Source organism: bacterium, from assembly GCA_021372775.1.
In the GTDB taxonomy this organism is placed as follows: Bacteria; Acidobacteriota; Polarisedimenticolia; order J045; family J045; genus JAJFTU01.
This window is the reverse complement of the sequence record JAJFTU010000225.1, coordinates 21029-35321: the sequence shown is the minus strand read 5'-3', so window position 1 is coordinate 35321 and position 14293 is coordinate 21029. Positions and strand designations below refer to the sequence as shown.

11 protein-coding genes and 1 pseudogene are annotated in these 14293 nt (G+C 73.0%); 6 read left to right on the top strand and 6 right to left on the bottom strand.

Annotation, left to right across the window (positions count from 1 at the left end):
- Window positions 1-27 precede the first annotated feature (27 nt).
- Both LLG88_08175 and amrS read left to right on the top strand, forming a co-directional pair.
- Window positions 28-1026 carry a DUF362 domain-containing protein gene (locus LLG88_08175; protein MCE5246878.1) on the top strand — a complete coding sequence of 333 codons (999 nt, stop codon included), beginning with the start codon at window positions 28-30 and terminating at the stop codon, window positions 1024-1026.
- Between the two features lie 11 nt (window positions 1027-1037).
- Window positions 1038-2189, top strand: a complete 1152-nt coding sequence (amrS, locus tag LLG88_08170; GenBank protein ID MCE5246877.1) for an AmmeMemoRadiSam system radical SAM enzyme — start codon at window positions 1038-1040, stop codon at window positions 2187-2189.
- Window positions 2190-3426: 1237 nt separating this feature from the next.
- Here the strand turns inward: amrS and LLG88_08165 are convergent.
- Window positions 3427-3897: pseudogene (locus LLG88_08165) on the bottom strand (hypothetical protein).
- 999 nt (window positions 3898-4896) lie between these two features.
- Between LLG88_08165 and LLG88_08160 the strand changes: the two are divergent.
- Both LLG88_08160 and pepQ read left to right on the top strand, forming a co-directional pair.
- Complete coding sequence (locus LLG88_08160; GenBank protein MCE5246876.1) at window positions 4897-5856, top strand: DMT family transporter; 960 nt, start codon at window positions 4897-4899, stop codon at window positions 5854-5856.
- A 53-nt stretch (window positions 5857-5909) separates the two neighbouring features.
- On the top strand, window positions 5910-7262 hold the full coding sequence (pepQ, locus tag LLG88_08155; protein ID MCE5246875.1) for a Xaa-Pro dipeptidase: 1353 nt from the start codon (window positions 5910-5912) through the stop codon (window positions 7260-7262).
- A gap of 282 nt (window positions 7263-7544) precedes the next feature.
- On the opposite strand, the gene LLG88_08150 is transcribed toward pepQ, so the two are convergent.
- Genes LLG88_08150 through rpmH form a run of 5 tightly spaced genes read right to left on the bottom strand, consistent with a single transcriptional unit; the run spans window position 7545 to window position 11026 of the window.
- Complete coding sequence (locus LLG88_08150; GenBank protein MCE5246874.1) at window positions 7545-8438, bottom strand: hypothetical protein; 894 nt, start codon at window positions 8436-8438, stop codon at window positions 7545-7547.
- Window positions 8439-8482: 44 nt separating this feature from the next.
- Window positions 8483-10237 (bottom strand): membrane protein insertase YidC, encoded by a 1755-nt coding sequence (gene yidC / locus LLG88_08145; protein MCE5246873.1) that lies wholly within the window; start codon window positions 10235-10237, stop codon window positions 8483-8485.
- Window positions 10234-10494: a membrane protein insertion efficiency factor YidD gene (gene yidD, locus LLG88_08140; protein MCE5246872.1), complete on the bottom strand. Its 261-nt coding sequence runs from the start codon at window positions 10492-10494 to the stop codon at window positions 10234-10236. The genes yidC and yidD overlap by 4 nt, the downstream gene beginning before the upstream one ends.
- Window positions 10495-10520: 26 nt before the next feature.
- Window positions 10521-10877 carry a ribonuclease P protein component gene (gene rnpA, locus LLG88_08135; GenBank protein ID MCE5246871.1) on the bottom strand — a complete coding sequence of 119 codons (357 nt, stop codon included), beginning with the start codon at window positions 10875-10877 and terminating at the stop codon, window positions 10521-10523.
- 14 nt (window positions 10878-10891) lie between these two features.
- Entirely contained in the window at window positions 10892-11026 is a 135-nt protein-coding gene (gene rpmH, locus LLG88_08130; protein ID MCE5246870.1) for a 50S ribosomal protein L34, read from the bottom strand.
- A gap of 489 nt (window positions 11027-11515) precedes the next feature.
- Between rpmH and dnaA the strand changes: the two genes are divergently transcribed.
- A complete protein-coding gene (dnaA, locus tag LLG88_08125) occupies window positions 11516-12862 on the top strand; it encodes a chromosomal replication initiator protein DnaA (GenBank protein MCE5246869.1) in 1347 nt (448 codons plus the stop codon).
- A 273-nt stretch (window positions 12863-13135) separates the two neighbouring features.
- Window positions 13136-14254: a DNA polymerase III subunit beta gene (gene dnaN, locus LLG88_08120; protein MCE5246868.1), complete on the top strand. Its 1119-nt coding sequence runs from the start codon at window positions 13136-13138 to the stop codon at window positions 14252-14254.
- Window positions 14255-14293 lie beyond the last annotated feature (39 nt).

Here is a 14293-nt window from a genome sequence, read left to right as displayed (position 1 = left end):
CGAGGACGGCCGACGAAGGAACGACCCATGGACGAAGGACGCCGCCGCACGATCAAAGCCCTCGCGTTGGGGGCGCTCGCCGCCTCGCCGCTCGCCCGCGCCGCCGCCGCCGCCGTCCCCGGCCCGCTTCCCGGCGCCAAGTCGGCCCCGGGGAGCGCGACCGTCGCCCGCGCGCAGCGCGAGGGGCTGCTCAAGGACGGCCAGTTCGACGCGGCCAAGCTCGACGCCGCGCTCGGCGCCGCCGTCGCCCGCGCCGCGGGGGAAGCGACGCCGCGCGACGCCTGCCGCAAGCTCTTCCGCAAGACCGACGTCGTGGCGATCAAGGTCAACTGCATCGCCCGCCGCGGCCTCTCCTCCCGTCCCGAGGTCGCGGCGAAACTCGTCTCGTGGCTGAAGGAGGCCGGCCTGCCGGCGCGGAACATCCTCGTCTTCGACCGCACCGACGCCGAGCTCGTCGCCGCCGGCTACACCCTCAACCGCGGCGGGGACGACGTCCGCGTCTTCGGCACGCAGAGCGACTACGAGCCGAACGTGCGCGAGTGGGGCCCTTCGGCCTCGCGCTTCCCGACGTTCCTCGCCCAGGACGTCACCGCCGTGATCAACCTCTGCGTCCTCAAGGAGCACGGGCTGGCCGGCGCCAGCCTCGGGATGAAGAACTGGTACGGCGTCGTCCACAACCCCAACAAGCTCCACGCCGACAACGGCCGCCCCTTCATCCCCCAGCTCGCCTCGTTCCCGCTGATCAACGACAAGCTCCGCCTCACCGTCGTCGACGGCGGCGTCGGCCAGTGCGAGGCCGGGCCGATGCGCAACCCGCGCTGGCAGTGGCCGTTCGCCGGCTTCCTCGCCTCGACCAACGTCGCCGCGCTCGACTTCGTCGGCTGGAAGATCCTCGAGGACCGGCGGCGCGAGGTCGGCCTCCCCTCGTTCAAGGCCGAGGGGCGGGAGCCGCTCTACATCCTCGACGCCGCGAAGCTCGGCCTCGGCGAGGCCGATCCGGCGCGGATCAAGGTCGAGGTGGTCTGACCGGGGGACCGATGGCCGCGTTCCAGCCGGAGCGCCGCGCCCTCCTCGCCCAGCTCGCCGCCGGCGGGGCGCTTCTCGCCTGCTCCCGCCTCGCCCGCGCGCAGGACGTCGCCGGCGCCCCGTCCCTCTTCGGCGACGAGCAGGCCGGCCTCGCGCCGGTCCCCGCCCGCTGGTGGAAGGCGCTGCCGCGCGGCGAGATCGAGTGCGGCCTCTGCCCGCGCCGCTGCCGGGTCTCCGAAGGGGAGCGCGGCACCTGCGGGGTGCGCGAGAACCGCGGCGGCCGCTACTACACCCTCGTCCACTCCCGCCCCGTCGCGCTGAACGTCGACCCGATCGAGAAGAAGCCGTTCTTCCACGTCCTGCCCGGCGAGCAGGCCCTTTCGCTGGCGACGGTCGGCTGCAACTTCGAGTGCCGCTGCTGCCAGAACTGGGAGATCGCGCAGGCGCGGCCGGAGCAGATCCACCCCGTCCCCGCGCCGCCGGACCGCCTCGCCGCGGCGGCGCGGCAGCGGGGCATTCCGCTGCTGGCCTGCACCTACAGCGAGCCGGTCGTCTGGTCGGAGTACGTCTGCGACATCGCGGCGGCGGGACGGAAGCTCGGGATCAAGACCGTCGTCGTCAGCAACGGCTACCTGCAGGCGGAGCCGCTCGACGCCTGGTGCGACGCGGCGGCCGCGGTGAAGATCGACCTCAAGGGGTTCACCGAGTCGTTCTACCGCTCGCACTGCAACGGCGAGCTGAAGCCGGTCCTCGACACGCTGCGCCATCTGCGCCGCCGCGGAACGTGGACCGAGATCGTCGTGCTGCTGATCCCGACCCTCAACGACGGCGAGGCCGAGATCCGCGCCCTGGCCCGCTTCGTGCGCGACGACCTCGGGCCCGACGTGCCGGTCCACTTCACCCGCTTCTTCCCCGCCTACCGTCTCGTCAACCTGCCGCCGACCCCGATCGCCACGCTCGCCAGGGCGCGCGCGGCGGCGCTCGACGAGGGACTCCATTTCGTCTACGTCGGGAACGCGCCGGGCGAACCTGGCGAATCGACCTACTGCCCCGGCTGCAAGGCGCTCTTGATCGAGCGCTTCGGGCTGCTCGTCCGCAAGAACCGGCTGAAGCACGGCGCCTGTCCCGACTGCGGCCGGGCGATTCCAGGCGTCTGGCGTTGAGCCGCGTCGGCCGCAGACACTTCGCCGTCGGCCGCCGACGGCCCGGCCTCTAGGCGAGGAGCGCGGCGACGAGGATCGCCCCGAGGCAGAGCGCCGTCCCCGGAACGCCGAGCACCGGCACGAAGAACGCCGCCGCGGCCAGCGCCAGCGCCGAGGCCCCGAGATGGTCCGCCCCCGCCGCCGCGGCCGCCGCCCGCGCCCCCGAAGCCCCCGCCGCGGTCAACGCGCCCACGCCCGCCTGGAAGACCGCCCCCGCGACGGCGCCCGACGCGGCCAAGAGCAGGCCGAACGCGACGAGTCCCGCGCCAAGTCCGCCCCGCCCCGCCGAGCCCGCCGCCCACAGCAGCGCCGGGAACGCCGCTCCCCAGAGTGCCGCCCCGGCCACCACCCACCGGAGCCGGTGCGCCGCGCGACCTCCCGACGCCGGCCGCGCGGCGTCCCGCACGCCCGCTACGCCCCCGGCGACCGCCGCCGCCTCGCCCTCGGCGCCGCCGACCGGTCCGCTACCGGAGCAGCCGCGCAACGTTGCGCCCCCCGCGACCGCCGCCGCCTCGCCCTCGGCGCCGCCGACCGCCCAGCGCCGCGCGGCGCCGCCGCCGAGCGCGAGCCCGGCCATGAAGCAACCGGTCAGCAGCCCGAGCGCCCCGAACATCTCCCCGGCCATCGTTTGGAAGGCGAGCATCGCCAGAACCGACCACCCCGCGGCCGCCGCCCCCGTCGCCGCGAGCGCCACGACCGCCGCCCGGCGCCGGCGCCGCCCCCGTCCGCCGAGCCGCGCCGCCGCCGCGCCGACCAGCGCCGGGACGGCCAAGGCGGCCGCCGCCGTCCACGAGGGCGCGCGGAAGAGCGCCGCCGCCGCCTTCCCCAGCGGTCCGCCCGCCCCCGCCGCCCGCCGCGCCGCCGCCCACTGGAACGCCGCCGGCCGCGCGTCGCGGCTCGGTCCCACCGCCGCCGCCCCCGCGCGCAGACTCGCCTCGTGCCGCGCCGACTGCTCCGCGGGGAACATTAACGGGAAGAGCCCTCCGTCGAACCGCGCCCCGGCGATCCCCGCCGTCCGCCACCGCTCGGCGAGGACCGCCGGATCGACCGTCGCCGCCGCGGTCCGCCCCGCCACGAGGAACGCCTCCGGCCCGGGCGTCGCCCGGACCACCGGGAACGCCGCCCGCAGAGCGCCGAAGACCGCGCCGCCGAAGGCGCGCGTGTCCCCGGCGACCGCGTTCGGGGCGGTCCGCAGCGCGACGACGACCACGCCGTCCTCCGCCATCCGCCCGCGCAGGTCCTCGAAGAACTCCCGCGTCGAAAGGCGCGCCCTGAGCAGCGTCCGCGGTTCCGGGTCGAGCAGCAACGCGAGGTCGTACGCCCCGCCGCGCTCCGCCGCGAAGCGGCGCGGGTCGGCCCGCACCACCTCGACCCGCGGATCGGCGAGCGCCGCCCGGTCCTCCGGCGGCAGCGCCGCCGCGAGCCGGGCGAACGCCGCGCGGTCCGCCTCGACCAACGTCACGCGCTCCACCGCATGCCGCAGCAGGAACCGCAGCGCGCCGGCCTCGAGCCCCCCGAACGAGACGACCCGCCGCGGCCGCGGCGCGAACGAGGCCAAGACATGCGCCTGAAGCTCGCCCGCCTCGGGCTCGGGGAAGCTCGCCGCAAGAACGCCCCCCGAAATCCAAAGGCGCGTCCGCGCAACCTCGGCCAGCGACAGCGCCGACATCCGCGTCGTGCCGAACCAGAGGAGCCGCGCCCCGGGAACGATCCCCGCCAGCCGCCGCCCCTCCAGCGCCCCGTCGAGCGCGCCGACCCACGGCCCGACCGCCAGAAGAGCCGCGGCCGCGACGATCGGCGCCGCCCTCGCGCCGCGCGCACCCCGCCGCGCCGCCGGCCACCCGGCCGCGAGCGCCCCCAAGCCGAACGCCCACAACGCCCAGAGGGGAGACGCCGCGCCGAAGACGACCGTCGAGACGATCCCGCCGCCGAGCGCCCCCGCCGCCTCGGCGACGTAGAACCTGGCGATTCCGGCGCCGCGAGGCCCGGTCTCCTGCGCCGCCGCCAAGGCCACGAAGAGCGCGCCGAGAACGAGCCCCGGCAGGCCGAGGCCGAGCGCCGCGAACCCGATCTCGCCCAAGACCCCGGGCAGTTCCCCCGGCGCGTCGGCGCCGAACCCGCGGACGAGCCGCCCCGCCGCCAAGACGATCGGCCCCGCGAAGGCCGCCGCGGCGAAGAGCGGTCCGAGGATCCGTTCCGGACGCCCGACCCGCCGCGCGGCGAACGCCCCGAGGCCGATCGCCCCGAGCCACGCGCCCAGAGCGAGGCCGCAGCTCAGCTCGTCCCCGCCGCAGGAAACGGCCACGTCCCGCTGCAGCGCGACCTGCGCCGCCGTGGCCAGCGCCCCGGCCCCGCACGACGCCGCGATCCGCTCGCCCGCTTCGCCCATCGCCGTCCTCGCGTCGCCGCGCCGCTTCGCGCCCGACGCCGGCGTGGCAGCATCGCCTCCCTCGCCCATCGCCGTCCTCGCGCGCTTCCCGCCCGCATCCTACGACGCGGCCCCGCCTTCGGCGGCCCCCGTCGTCCCCGCGCAAAGTACGATCAGCCTCGTCGCGCCGGATCGGCGGTCGTCTCCTTCGTCGAAGCGGCTTGGCGGCCGCCCGGCCCGCGCTCTACGCTTCCCTGCGGCGCCCCCCCCCGGGCGCCGCCCCGCAGAACCGGAGACCGCGTGCCCTTCCTTCCCGCCCTCCTTCAGGCCCCGCTCGCCGCGGCGCCGCCGGTCTCCGCCCTCGCCGCCCGCGTCGGCGCGCTCGACTGTCTCGTCGCCGCCGCCCTCTGGGCCGTCTCCGTCGCCCTCTTCCGCGGCCCGGTCGAGACCCTCGGCGCGCGGGCCACGAACTTCTTCAAGTGCGCCGTCGCCACGATCCTCTACTGGGGCTGGATCGCCGCCTTCGGGCCGCACGGCTCGTGGGGCACGCCGGGCCAGTGGGTTTCGCTCGCCGCCTCGGGCGTCCTCGGCTTCACGTTCGGCGATATGTGCCTCTTCATCTCGATGCGCGAGGGAGGGGTGCAGCGCGCGCTGGTCCTCTTCAACCTCTCCCCGCTCATCGCCGCGCTCGCCGCCATCCCGCTGCTGCACGAACTGCCGCAGCCGATCGCCTGGATCGGGATGCTCCTCGTCCTCGCCGGCGTGCTGATGGTCGAGACCGACCCGCGCCGCGCCGCCGCGCGCCGCGCCGACGCCTCCGCCAAGCGCCGTCCGTGGCTGGCGACGCTCGCCGGCCTCGGCGCCGCGCTCGGGCAGGCGGCGGGGGTCCTCTTCTCCCGCGGCCCGCTGACCGAGATGCCGGTCCTGCCCGGCACGGCGATCCGCGTCGCCGCCGGCGCGCTCACGCTGCTGCCCCTGCTCTTCTTCGTCGGCGGGCCCGCGCGCCGCCGCCCGATCGACCACCTCGGCCCGCGCAACTGGCCGAGCCTCGCGCTCCCCACGCTGCTCGGCACGGTGATCGCGCTCCTCTTCGCGATGAGCGGCATCGCCCGCCTCGAAACCGGAATCGCCGCCTCCCTCCTCGCCACGACGCCGATCTTCGCCCTGCCGATCTCCCGCTTCGCGCTCAAGGAGCCGCTCGGCCCGCGTTCCGCGCTCGGCACGCTCCTCGCCGTCTACGGCGTCTATCTGCTGAGCTAGAAGCGTCCGTCCCCGCCGCCCCGCCCCGCGCGTTCGCGCTTACAATGACGCGCATGACCAACGAAGAGCTCTACCGCCGCCACCTCAAGACTCTCGACCAGGTCCTCTGCGATTCGCTCGAGCGCGCCGCCCGCAAGGGGCTCCAGCTCGACGGGGTCCTCTTCCACGCCGGCCCCGAAGGGACCTACCACCGCGACGACGAGTTGATCAGCTTCCGCGCCGACGCCCACTACCGCCGGTACGTGCCGCTGATCGGGCCGGACCACTGCGTCCTCGCCCGCCCCGGCCGCATGCCGCTCGTCGTCCGCGTCGCGCCGAAGGACTACTGGTACGAGATCGCCCCGCCCGCGCCGTCCTACTGGCAGGGCGAGGTCGAGCTGCGCGAGGTCTCCTCGTTCGCCGAAGTCGGCGCCGCCGTCGGCCCGCTGAACAAGATCGCCTACGTCGGCCCGAGCCCCGAGGCCGCCGCCGCCCTCGGCATCCCGGCCGAGCTCGTCGAGCCGGCCGCGCTGATGAACCCGCTCGACTGGCACCGCGCCGTCAAGACCGAGCACGAAATCGCGCTGATGGACGTCGCCGCCGAACGCGCCGGCCGCGGCCACCGCGCCGCGCGCGAGGCGTTCGAGGCCGGCGAGGACGAGCGCGGGGTCCACTGGGCCTACCTGCGCGGCACCGGCCACCTCGAATGCGAGATGCCGTTCGAGACGATCGCCGCGATCGACGAAAAGTCGGCGACGCTCCACTACCAGAACAAGCGGACCGACATCCCGACGCCGCACCGCTCCTTCCTCATGGACGCCGGCGCGACCTGCGACGGCTACGCCTCGGACATCACGCGCACCTGGGCCAACCCGGCCGACGGCGACCCGCTCTACCTGCAGCTGCTCCACGGCGTCGACCTCTTCCAGCGGGAGCTGGTCGAGATGGTCGTTCCCGGCCGCCCGTTCATGGAGCTCCACGTCGCCGCGCACCTCAAGGTCGCCGAACTGCTCTGCCGCCTCGGCGTTCTCAAGGGGGCGCCGCAAAAGGCCTACGAGCTCGGCCTCACCCGCCCGTTCCTGCCGCACGGCCTCGGCCATCACCTCGGCCTGCAGGTCCACGACGTCGGCGGCCAGATGGCCAACCCCGAGGGCGAGCTCGCCCCGCCGCCGCCGGAGTTCCCCGCGCTGCGGAACACGCGTCGGCTCGAGGTCGGGCACGTCGTGACGATCGAGCCGGGCCTCTACTTCATTCCGCTGCTGCTCGACCCGATCAAGGCCGGCCCGAACTCCCAGTTCGTCGACTGGAAGCTCGTCGAGCACTTCCTCCCCTTCGGCGGCGTGCGGATCGAGGACGACGTCGTCTGCACCGCCGACGGGCCGCGCGACCTGACCCGCCCCTACATCGAGGGGCCGCGAGGGGTCTGACCGTCCCCATTTTCGGGCCGGGATTTGCCGGAACTACTCCGGCCTCCCGCAGCGAAATACCGTCACGGACACGAAAAACGCGCCGACCGGTTTCCCGGTTCCGGCGCGTTTTTCGCGTTGCAGGCCCACTTTCCGCATAAACGACACTGGTCGTCCGCGTTCGTTCCTATTTGCCCGCCCGGCCCATCGACGTCGCGCCGGCCGGGTCCGCCCCGTTTCCGGGCGGAAAAAAAGAGCGGGCCGGCGCTCGGCCGGCCCGCCTTTCGCGATCCCGCGCGGGACTCACTCCGTCGGAGCGTCCCCCGCCTCTTCCGGCGCGTCGCCCTTCCCGATCGGCGCGATGTGCAGCCGGCGGTGGTAGCCGGTGCCCGTCGAGAAGGTCCGGATCTCCTTCCGGTCGGCGAGCGCGACGTGCACGAGGCGCCGCTCGTACGGACCCATCGCCGCCATCTTCCGCACCTCGCCGGTCGCGACGACCTCGTCGGCCAGACGCAGCGCCTCGGCGACCAGCCGCGCCTCCGCGCGGCCGCGCCGGCCGCCGGCGTCGATCGACACGCGCCCCTCGACCCGGCCGTCCTTCTGCAGCACGCGGTTGGCCAGATACTGCAGCGCCTCGAGCCCCTCGCCCTCGTTCTCCCAGAGGAGCCCTTCGTCCTCGCCGGACAGCGAGACGCGCAGCCCGGCGCTCGTCGTCTCGACGGCGTCCACCGCGAGATCGAGGCCGAAGCCGCCGACGAAGCGCTCCGCGAGATGACGCAGGATCTCCTCCGGCGCCGTCGTCTCCGCCGCGGGAAGCAGCGGCGCCAACTCCACCGGCCCCTCGTCCTCTTCGCGCGGCCGACGCGGGCCCTCGCCGCGGCGATCGCCGCGCGGCCCGCGATCCCGGTCGCCGCGGTCGCCGCGGTCGCGCCGTCCGCCGCGCTCGTCGCGTCCGCCGCGCCGCATCGCGGCGCGCGCCTCGCGCGCCTCCGCCTGCGCCGCGCGCTCCGCGACGTCCTCCGGCGTGCGCCGCCAGGCGTAGATCTCGACCGAAGGCGTGCCCTCGAGCGGACCGACCTTCGCTTCGCCGACCATCTCGTAGGCCACCTCGGCGCGCGAAGCGTTGAAATGCCTGCGCGCCGCGCCCATCGCTTCGGCCAGGTCGCGCCCCGTGAACTTGACCTTCTCCTCGCTCATCGCATCCTCCGCGGCGCCTCCGCGGCGCCGCGCCGTTCCGCCGTTCAGCCGCGCGCCGGCGCCGTCTCGACCGCGTGGCGGTTGACGAGCGCCTGCTGCCCGATGCTGACGATGTTGTTGACCAGCCAATAGAGAGCCAGGCCGCTCGGCACCCAGAGGAACATCCAGGTGAAGACGACCGGCATGACGAGCATCATCCGCTGCTGGCTGCGCTGCTGCGGATCCTCGGTCTTCGTCGTGGACATCAGCTGCTGCACGAGCATCGTGACGCCCATCACGATCGGCGTGATGTAGTAGGGATCCATCGCCGAGAGGTCGCGCACCCAGCCGAAGAACGGCGCGCCGCGCAGTTCCGTGGCCACCGTGAGCACCGTGTACATCGCGAAGAGAACCGGCATCTGCAGCAGCAGCGGCAGGCATCCGGTGAGCTGCGCCATCGGGTTGATCCCCTCGCGGCGGTACAGCTCCATCATCTCCTCGTTGACCTTGCGGCGGGACTCGACGTCGCGCTTCCCCTTGTACTTCTCGCGGATCTTGTGGATCTTCGGCTGCAGCTTGCTCATCTGCGCCTGCGCCCGACGCATCTTGACCATCGAGCTGTGCATCAGCGGCAGGAAGAGCAGGCGGATGATCACCGTCACGACGACGATCGCCAAGCCCCAGTTGCCGAGCAGGCCGTCGAACCAGCCGAGCGCGAAGTAGAGCGGCCGCGCGAGGAAGCCCCACATCCCCCACGGCACGAGCTGCGCGAGGTCGACGCCGAGCGTGCGGTCGATCCGCGCCAGCAGCTTGTCGGACTTCGGCCCCGCGAAGAACGTCACGCCCGCGGCGGTCGCCGTCAGGCCGAGCGTCCGCTCCTTCTCCGCGCCGAAGCCGCGCACCGCCGCCGCGCCGCCCTGGTCGGGCACGAGCGCGAGGGCGAAGTACTGGTCGACGAGCGCGATCCAGCGCGGCGAGGCGCCGCCGGGCCACGACATGTCCCCGCTCTTCTCCGGGATCATGTCGCGGACCTTCGTGCCTTCCGGATACTTGACGTAGCCGCGGTAGGCGTAGCGCTTCGACGTCCCGCCCTCTTCCGGCTTCGCGCCGAGCGACGGGCCCCACGAAAGCGCCGCGCCGGTCAGCGCGCGGCCGTCCTTGAGCAGCGACCACTCGACGCGCGCGAGGTAGGTGTCGTCCTCCGCGACGTAAAGCGTCTTGACGAGCTTGTACCCCTGGTCCGCCCAGCGGAAGACGATCTTGCGCGCCGCGCCGGGGAACTTCCGCGCGCGCGCCTCGTCCGCCGGCGCCGGCCCGTCCTCGACGACGCAGGGCGCGGTGTTGACCAGCTTGTCGAGCGCCGCGTCGCCGGTCGCCAGCGTCAGCGGGTGCCGGTCGAGGGCCCGCGCCTCGGGCGAGACGAGGTCGATGTGCCCCTTCGACGGGTCGGCCGGAGCGACGGCGTAGTCCAGCAGGCGCCACTGCAGCACGCGCCCGCCGCGCGGCGAGAGAAGGATCTCGACGTGCGGCGTCTTGACGGTCAGCGGCGGGAACTGCGGATCGCCGACGATCTTCTCTTCCGCCGGCGCCGCGGGCGCGGAACCGGCCGCCGGGGCGACGGCGCCCTCGGCGGCGACCGGCGCGACGGCCGAAGGCGCCTGCGCGGCGGCGGCGGCCGGGGCTTGGGGCGCCGCGGCGGCAGGCGGCTGCGCGGGGCGCGGCGGCTGGGGCTTCGGCCCGAAGAAGTAGCTCCACCCGACGATCACCAGCACGCACAGCACGACGGCGGTGATCGTGTTCTTGAGGTCGGTCCGGTTCATGCGTCCAACCGCGGGCAGGGGCTCTCAGCGAACCCCGCCGAAACGTCCTTCCCGGGCTGCGGCCGACGCCGCGGCGGCAGGTCGAGCCCGCCGGGATGGAACGGATGACAACGCGACAAGCGCCGCGCCGCGAGCCACGACCCGCGGACGGCGCCCCACTCCTCGACCGCCATCGCCGCGTATTCCGAACAGGACGGAAGGAAACGACAACGGGCGCCGAGCCCCGGGGAGACGAATCGCTGGTAGCCGCGGATCATCGTCAACAAGATCCGCGACGCGACGCTCACGGCCGCGCCTCGGCCGGCGCCAACCGGCGCCGCGCCTTCGCGGCGAGCCGCCGCAGTTCCGTCTCGACCTCGGCCAAGCCGGCCCCGCGCGTCCCGAACCGCACGTTGACGACGCAGTCCCACGGTCCGAAGAGCGGCCGCGCGCGGCGATAGGCCTCGCGCACCAGCCGCCGCGCCCGATTGCGGCGGACCGAGTCGCCGTACTTCTTCGTCGCCGTGATCCCGAGGCGCGGACCGCGCTCCGAGGGACGGCAGAACAAGACAAGACGATCGCCGGACACACGAATCCCCTCCCCGTACACCAGAAGGAATTCGCTCCGGCGCGTCAAGCGAAACGACTTCGGGAACTTCAGCCCCGCGTCCCCGCTCAGACGGTCAGGCGCTTGCGCCCCTTCGCGCGGCGGCGCTTCAGAACCTCGCGGCCCCCGGCCGACGCCATGCGGGCGCGGAATCCGTGAACCTTCTTGCGGCGGCGGTTGTTCGGCTGGAACGTGCGCTTCATCGGTCAACCCTTGCTCCCAAGCGGCCCTGCGCACCTTGCGCCGGGCGCTCGCGTACGAAGCTGCGCCCAAGCCCTCGGCGCTCGACGCGCCGTCCGCTTGGGCGTCGTTGTGAGGGACGATCAGATTAGAGACGCCCCGCTTCCCTGTCAAACCTGGACTCGGCGCCCGCGAACGAAAATATCCTCCCCCGCGGCCTTGATCGAGCGGCCGACCGGGTGGTAGTCTCCCGCTTCGTTCGGGGCCGGATGGGGGCCCGCGGAACCTCCGCCAGAGACGTCGCCACGACAACGCGCGCCCGAGGCCGTCGGTGCGCGAACGAGGGGTCTTTCTGTGGACGCGAGTTGCCCTCGCGTGACCGCACGAAATTCCAAGTCCCTCACAAAAAAGGACTTAAAAGCCGGATTTCAGCCTTCCACACCTGTGGAAATCTTGTGCTCGTCTTGCGCCCGCGACCGCCGCAACCGTCGCTGATTCCTGAGGATAGCGCTGTGGAAAACCTGCTCTCCCGTCCCGCCGCCGACTCGACTTCGTGGGACCGCGTGCTCGAGGCGATCCAGCCCCGGCTGAACCCCTCGATCTTCGACACCTGGTTCCGTCCCACGAAGTTTCTCGCCCAAGACGGCGCGACGATCCGCGTCTCGGTGCCGAACGGGATGTTCGGCGAATGGCTCAGGACGCAGTTCCTCGGCGAGATCCGCGCGGCGATCCAAGCCTCCGGCGTCGCGGCGAACGACGTCGTCTTCGTCTCCGCCGAACTCGCTCCCGCCCCCGATCCCGCCGCGGCGCGCCAGCCGGCGCCGGCCGAGCCGCAGCCGGCCGCCTCGCCGCTCAACCCGCGCTACACGTTCGACAACTTCGTCGTCAGCTCGTGCAACCAGTTTGCCCACGCGGCCGCGCTCGCCGTCTCCGACCAGCCCGGACGGGCCTACAACCCCCTCTTCCTCTACGGCGGCGTGGGACTGGGCAAGACCCACCTGATGCAGGCGATCGGGAACCGCGTCCTCCAGCGCTCCCCCGCCGCGCGGCTGCGCTACCTCACCTCCGAGCAGTTCATGAACGAGCTGATCACCGCGATCCGCTTCGAGGAGACGCCGCAGTTCCGCGAGCGCTACCGCTCGGTGGACGTGCTGCTGATCGACGACATCCAGTTCCTCGCCGGCAAGGAGAGCACGCAGGAGGAGTTCTTCCACACCTTCAACGCCCTCTACGACGCCGGGCGCCAGATCGTCCTCACCTCCGACTGCCCGCCGCGCTCGATCCCCGCGCTCGAGGAACGGCTGCGCAGCCGCTTCGAGTGGGGGCTCCTCGCCGACATCCAGCCGCCCGACCTCGAGACGAAGGTCGCGATCCTCAACAAGATGGCCGCCGCGCGCGGCTGGTCCCTCTCCTCCGACGTCGCCCTGTTCATCGCCGGCGCGATCACCAGCAACGTCCGCGAGCTCGAGGGCTGCCTGACGACGCTGATGGCCCAGTGCTCGGTCCGCCGCGCCGCCCCCGACCTCGCCCTCGCCCGCGACGTCGTCAACTCCCTCGTCCCGAACGAGCCGGAGCCGGTGACGCTGGAGACGGTGATGATGGTCGTCGCGCGCCACTTCAGCCTCAAGGTCTCCGACCTCAAGGCGCGCAACAACGCCAAGCGGATCGCCTGGCCGCGCCAGATCGCGATGTACCTCGGCAAGAAGATCGCCAAGGAGAGCCTGCCGACGATCGGCAGGGCGTTCGGCAACAAGCACCACACCACCGTGCTGCACGCCTGCCACAAGATCGAACAGCTGCGCTCCGCCGATCCGGCCGCCGACAAGACCATCTCCCAGATCGAAGAGCAGTTGCGCTGATCCATCCACAGCGTCCACAGGGCTGAGGACGCCCGCCCTGTGGACGGCCGCCGCGCGGACCCCGAGGCGGGCTTCTCCACAGCGCTTTCCACAGCCCGCGCCCGGAACGGTGGACGGCCAAACCGCTGACCCCTCGCCCCTTCCGCCGGGGCGCGCACAATCCACAGCCCTTCTAAAGCTTCTAGAGACATACAACCCGGTCTTGAATGCTTTACAATCGACGCCGCGCGCGTCCCCCCGAGCGGGAGCGCGGCGCACCTCCGGAGGCCACGCATGAAGATCCGGCTCGACCAAGGCGCCTTGTTCCGCGAATTGGGCTTGCTGCAGGGCATCATCGAGAAGAAGGGGACGATCCCGATCCTCTCCAACGTGCTGATCGAGGCGCTCGAGGAAGGCCGGCTGAACATCGTGGCGACCGACTTGGAAGTCGGCTTCCGCTCGTCGATCGAGGCCGAGGTCGCGGACCCGGGCAAGCTGGCGGTGAACGCGCGGCGCCTCAACGAGCTCGCCCGCAAGCTGCTGCCGGGGCAGGTCGAGCTGCGCTACGACGGCTCCAGCCTCCACATCGTCAGCGAGAGCTTCCGCTCGCGCCTCGCCACGCAGGACTCCGACCAGTTCCCGACCTTCCGCCAGCGCGAAGGGAAGCCGGCCGCCCTGCTGGCCGCCGACCAGCTCACCGACGCCGTGAAGCGGGTGATCTTCGCCGTGACCTCCGACGATCCGCGCTACGCCCTCGGCGGGGCGCTGCTCGAATGGAACGGCGACGTGGCGACGATCGTGGCCACCGACGGGCACCGCCTCTCGCTGTCCCGCCGCGTCGGCCAGAACGTCTCCGACAAGGAAATCGAGAAGGTCGTCGTGCCGCGCAAGGCGCTGGCCGAGCTGCAGCGGCTCGGCGCGGAGCACGACGGCGACAGCTACTTCTGGCTCGAGAAGAGCTCCCTCTTCGCCCAGTTCGGCGAGCGCGAACTCTGGACGACCCTCGGCGAGACCCGCTTCCCCGACTACCGCAAGGTCATCCCGGCGGGGAACGACAAAGTGTTCGAGATCGGCGTCTCCGCCTTCAAGAGCGCCATCGAGCGCGTCTCCGTCCTCAGCCAAGAGAACACGCGCCAGATCCGCCTCGACCTCGGCATCGACCTGCTCAAGATCTCCGTCGAGCAGCAGCAGTTGGGCGAGGCGATGGAAGAGATCCCGATCCAGTACTCCGGCGAGCCGCTGGCGATCGGCTTCAACGCCCAGTACCTGCTCGACTTCCTCAACGTCGCCGGCACGGAGCGGGTCCGCGTCAGCCTCGGCCGCGAGATGGGGCAGGGGCTGTTCGAGCCGGTGCGCGAAGCGGGCGACACGCGCGACGACAAGTACGTCGTCATGCCGATGGCCCTGCAGTAGCGGAATCGCGGCGGCGCGGGCGATGGTCGTCCGCGCCGG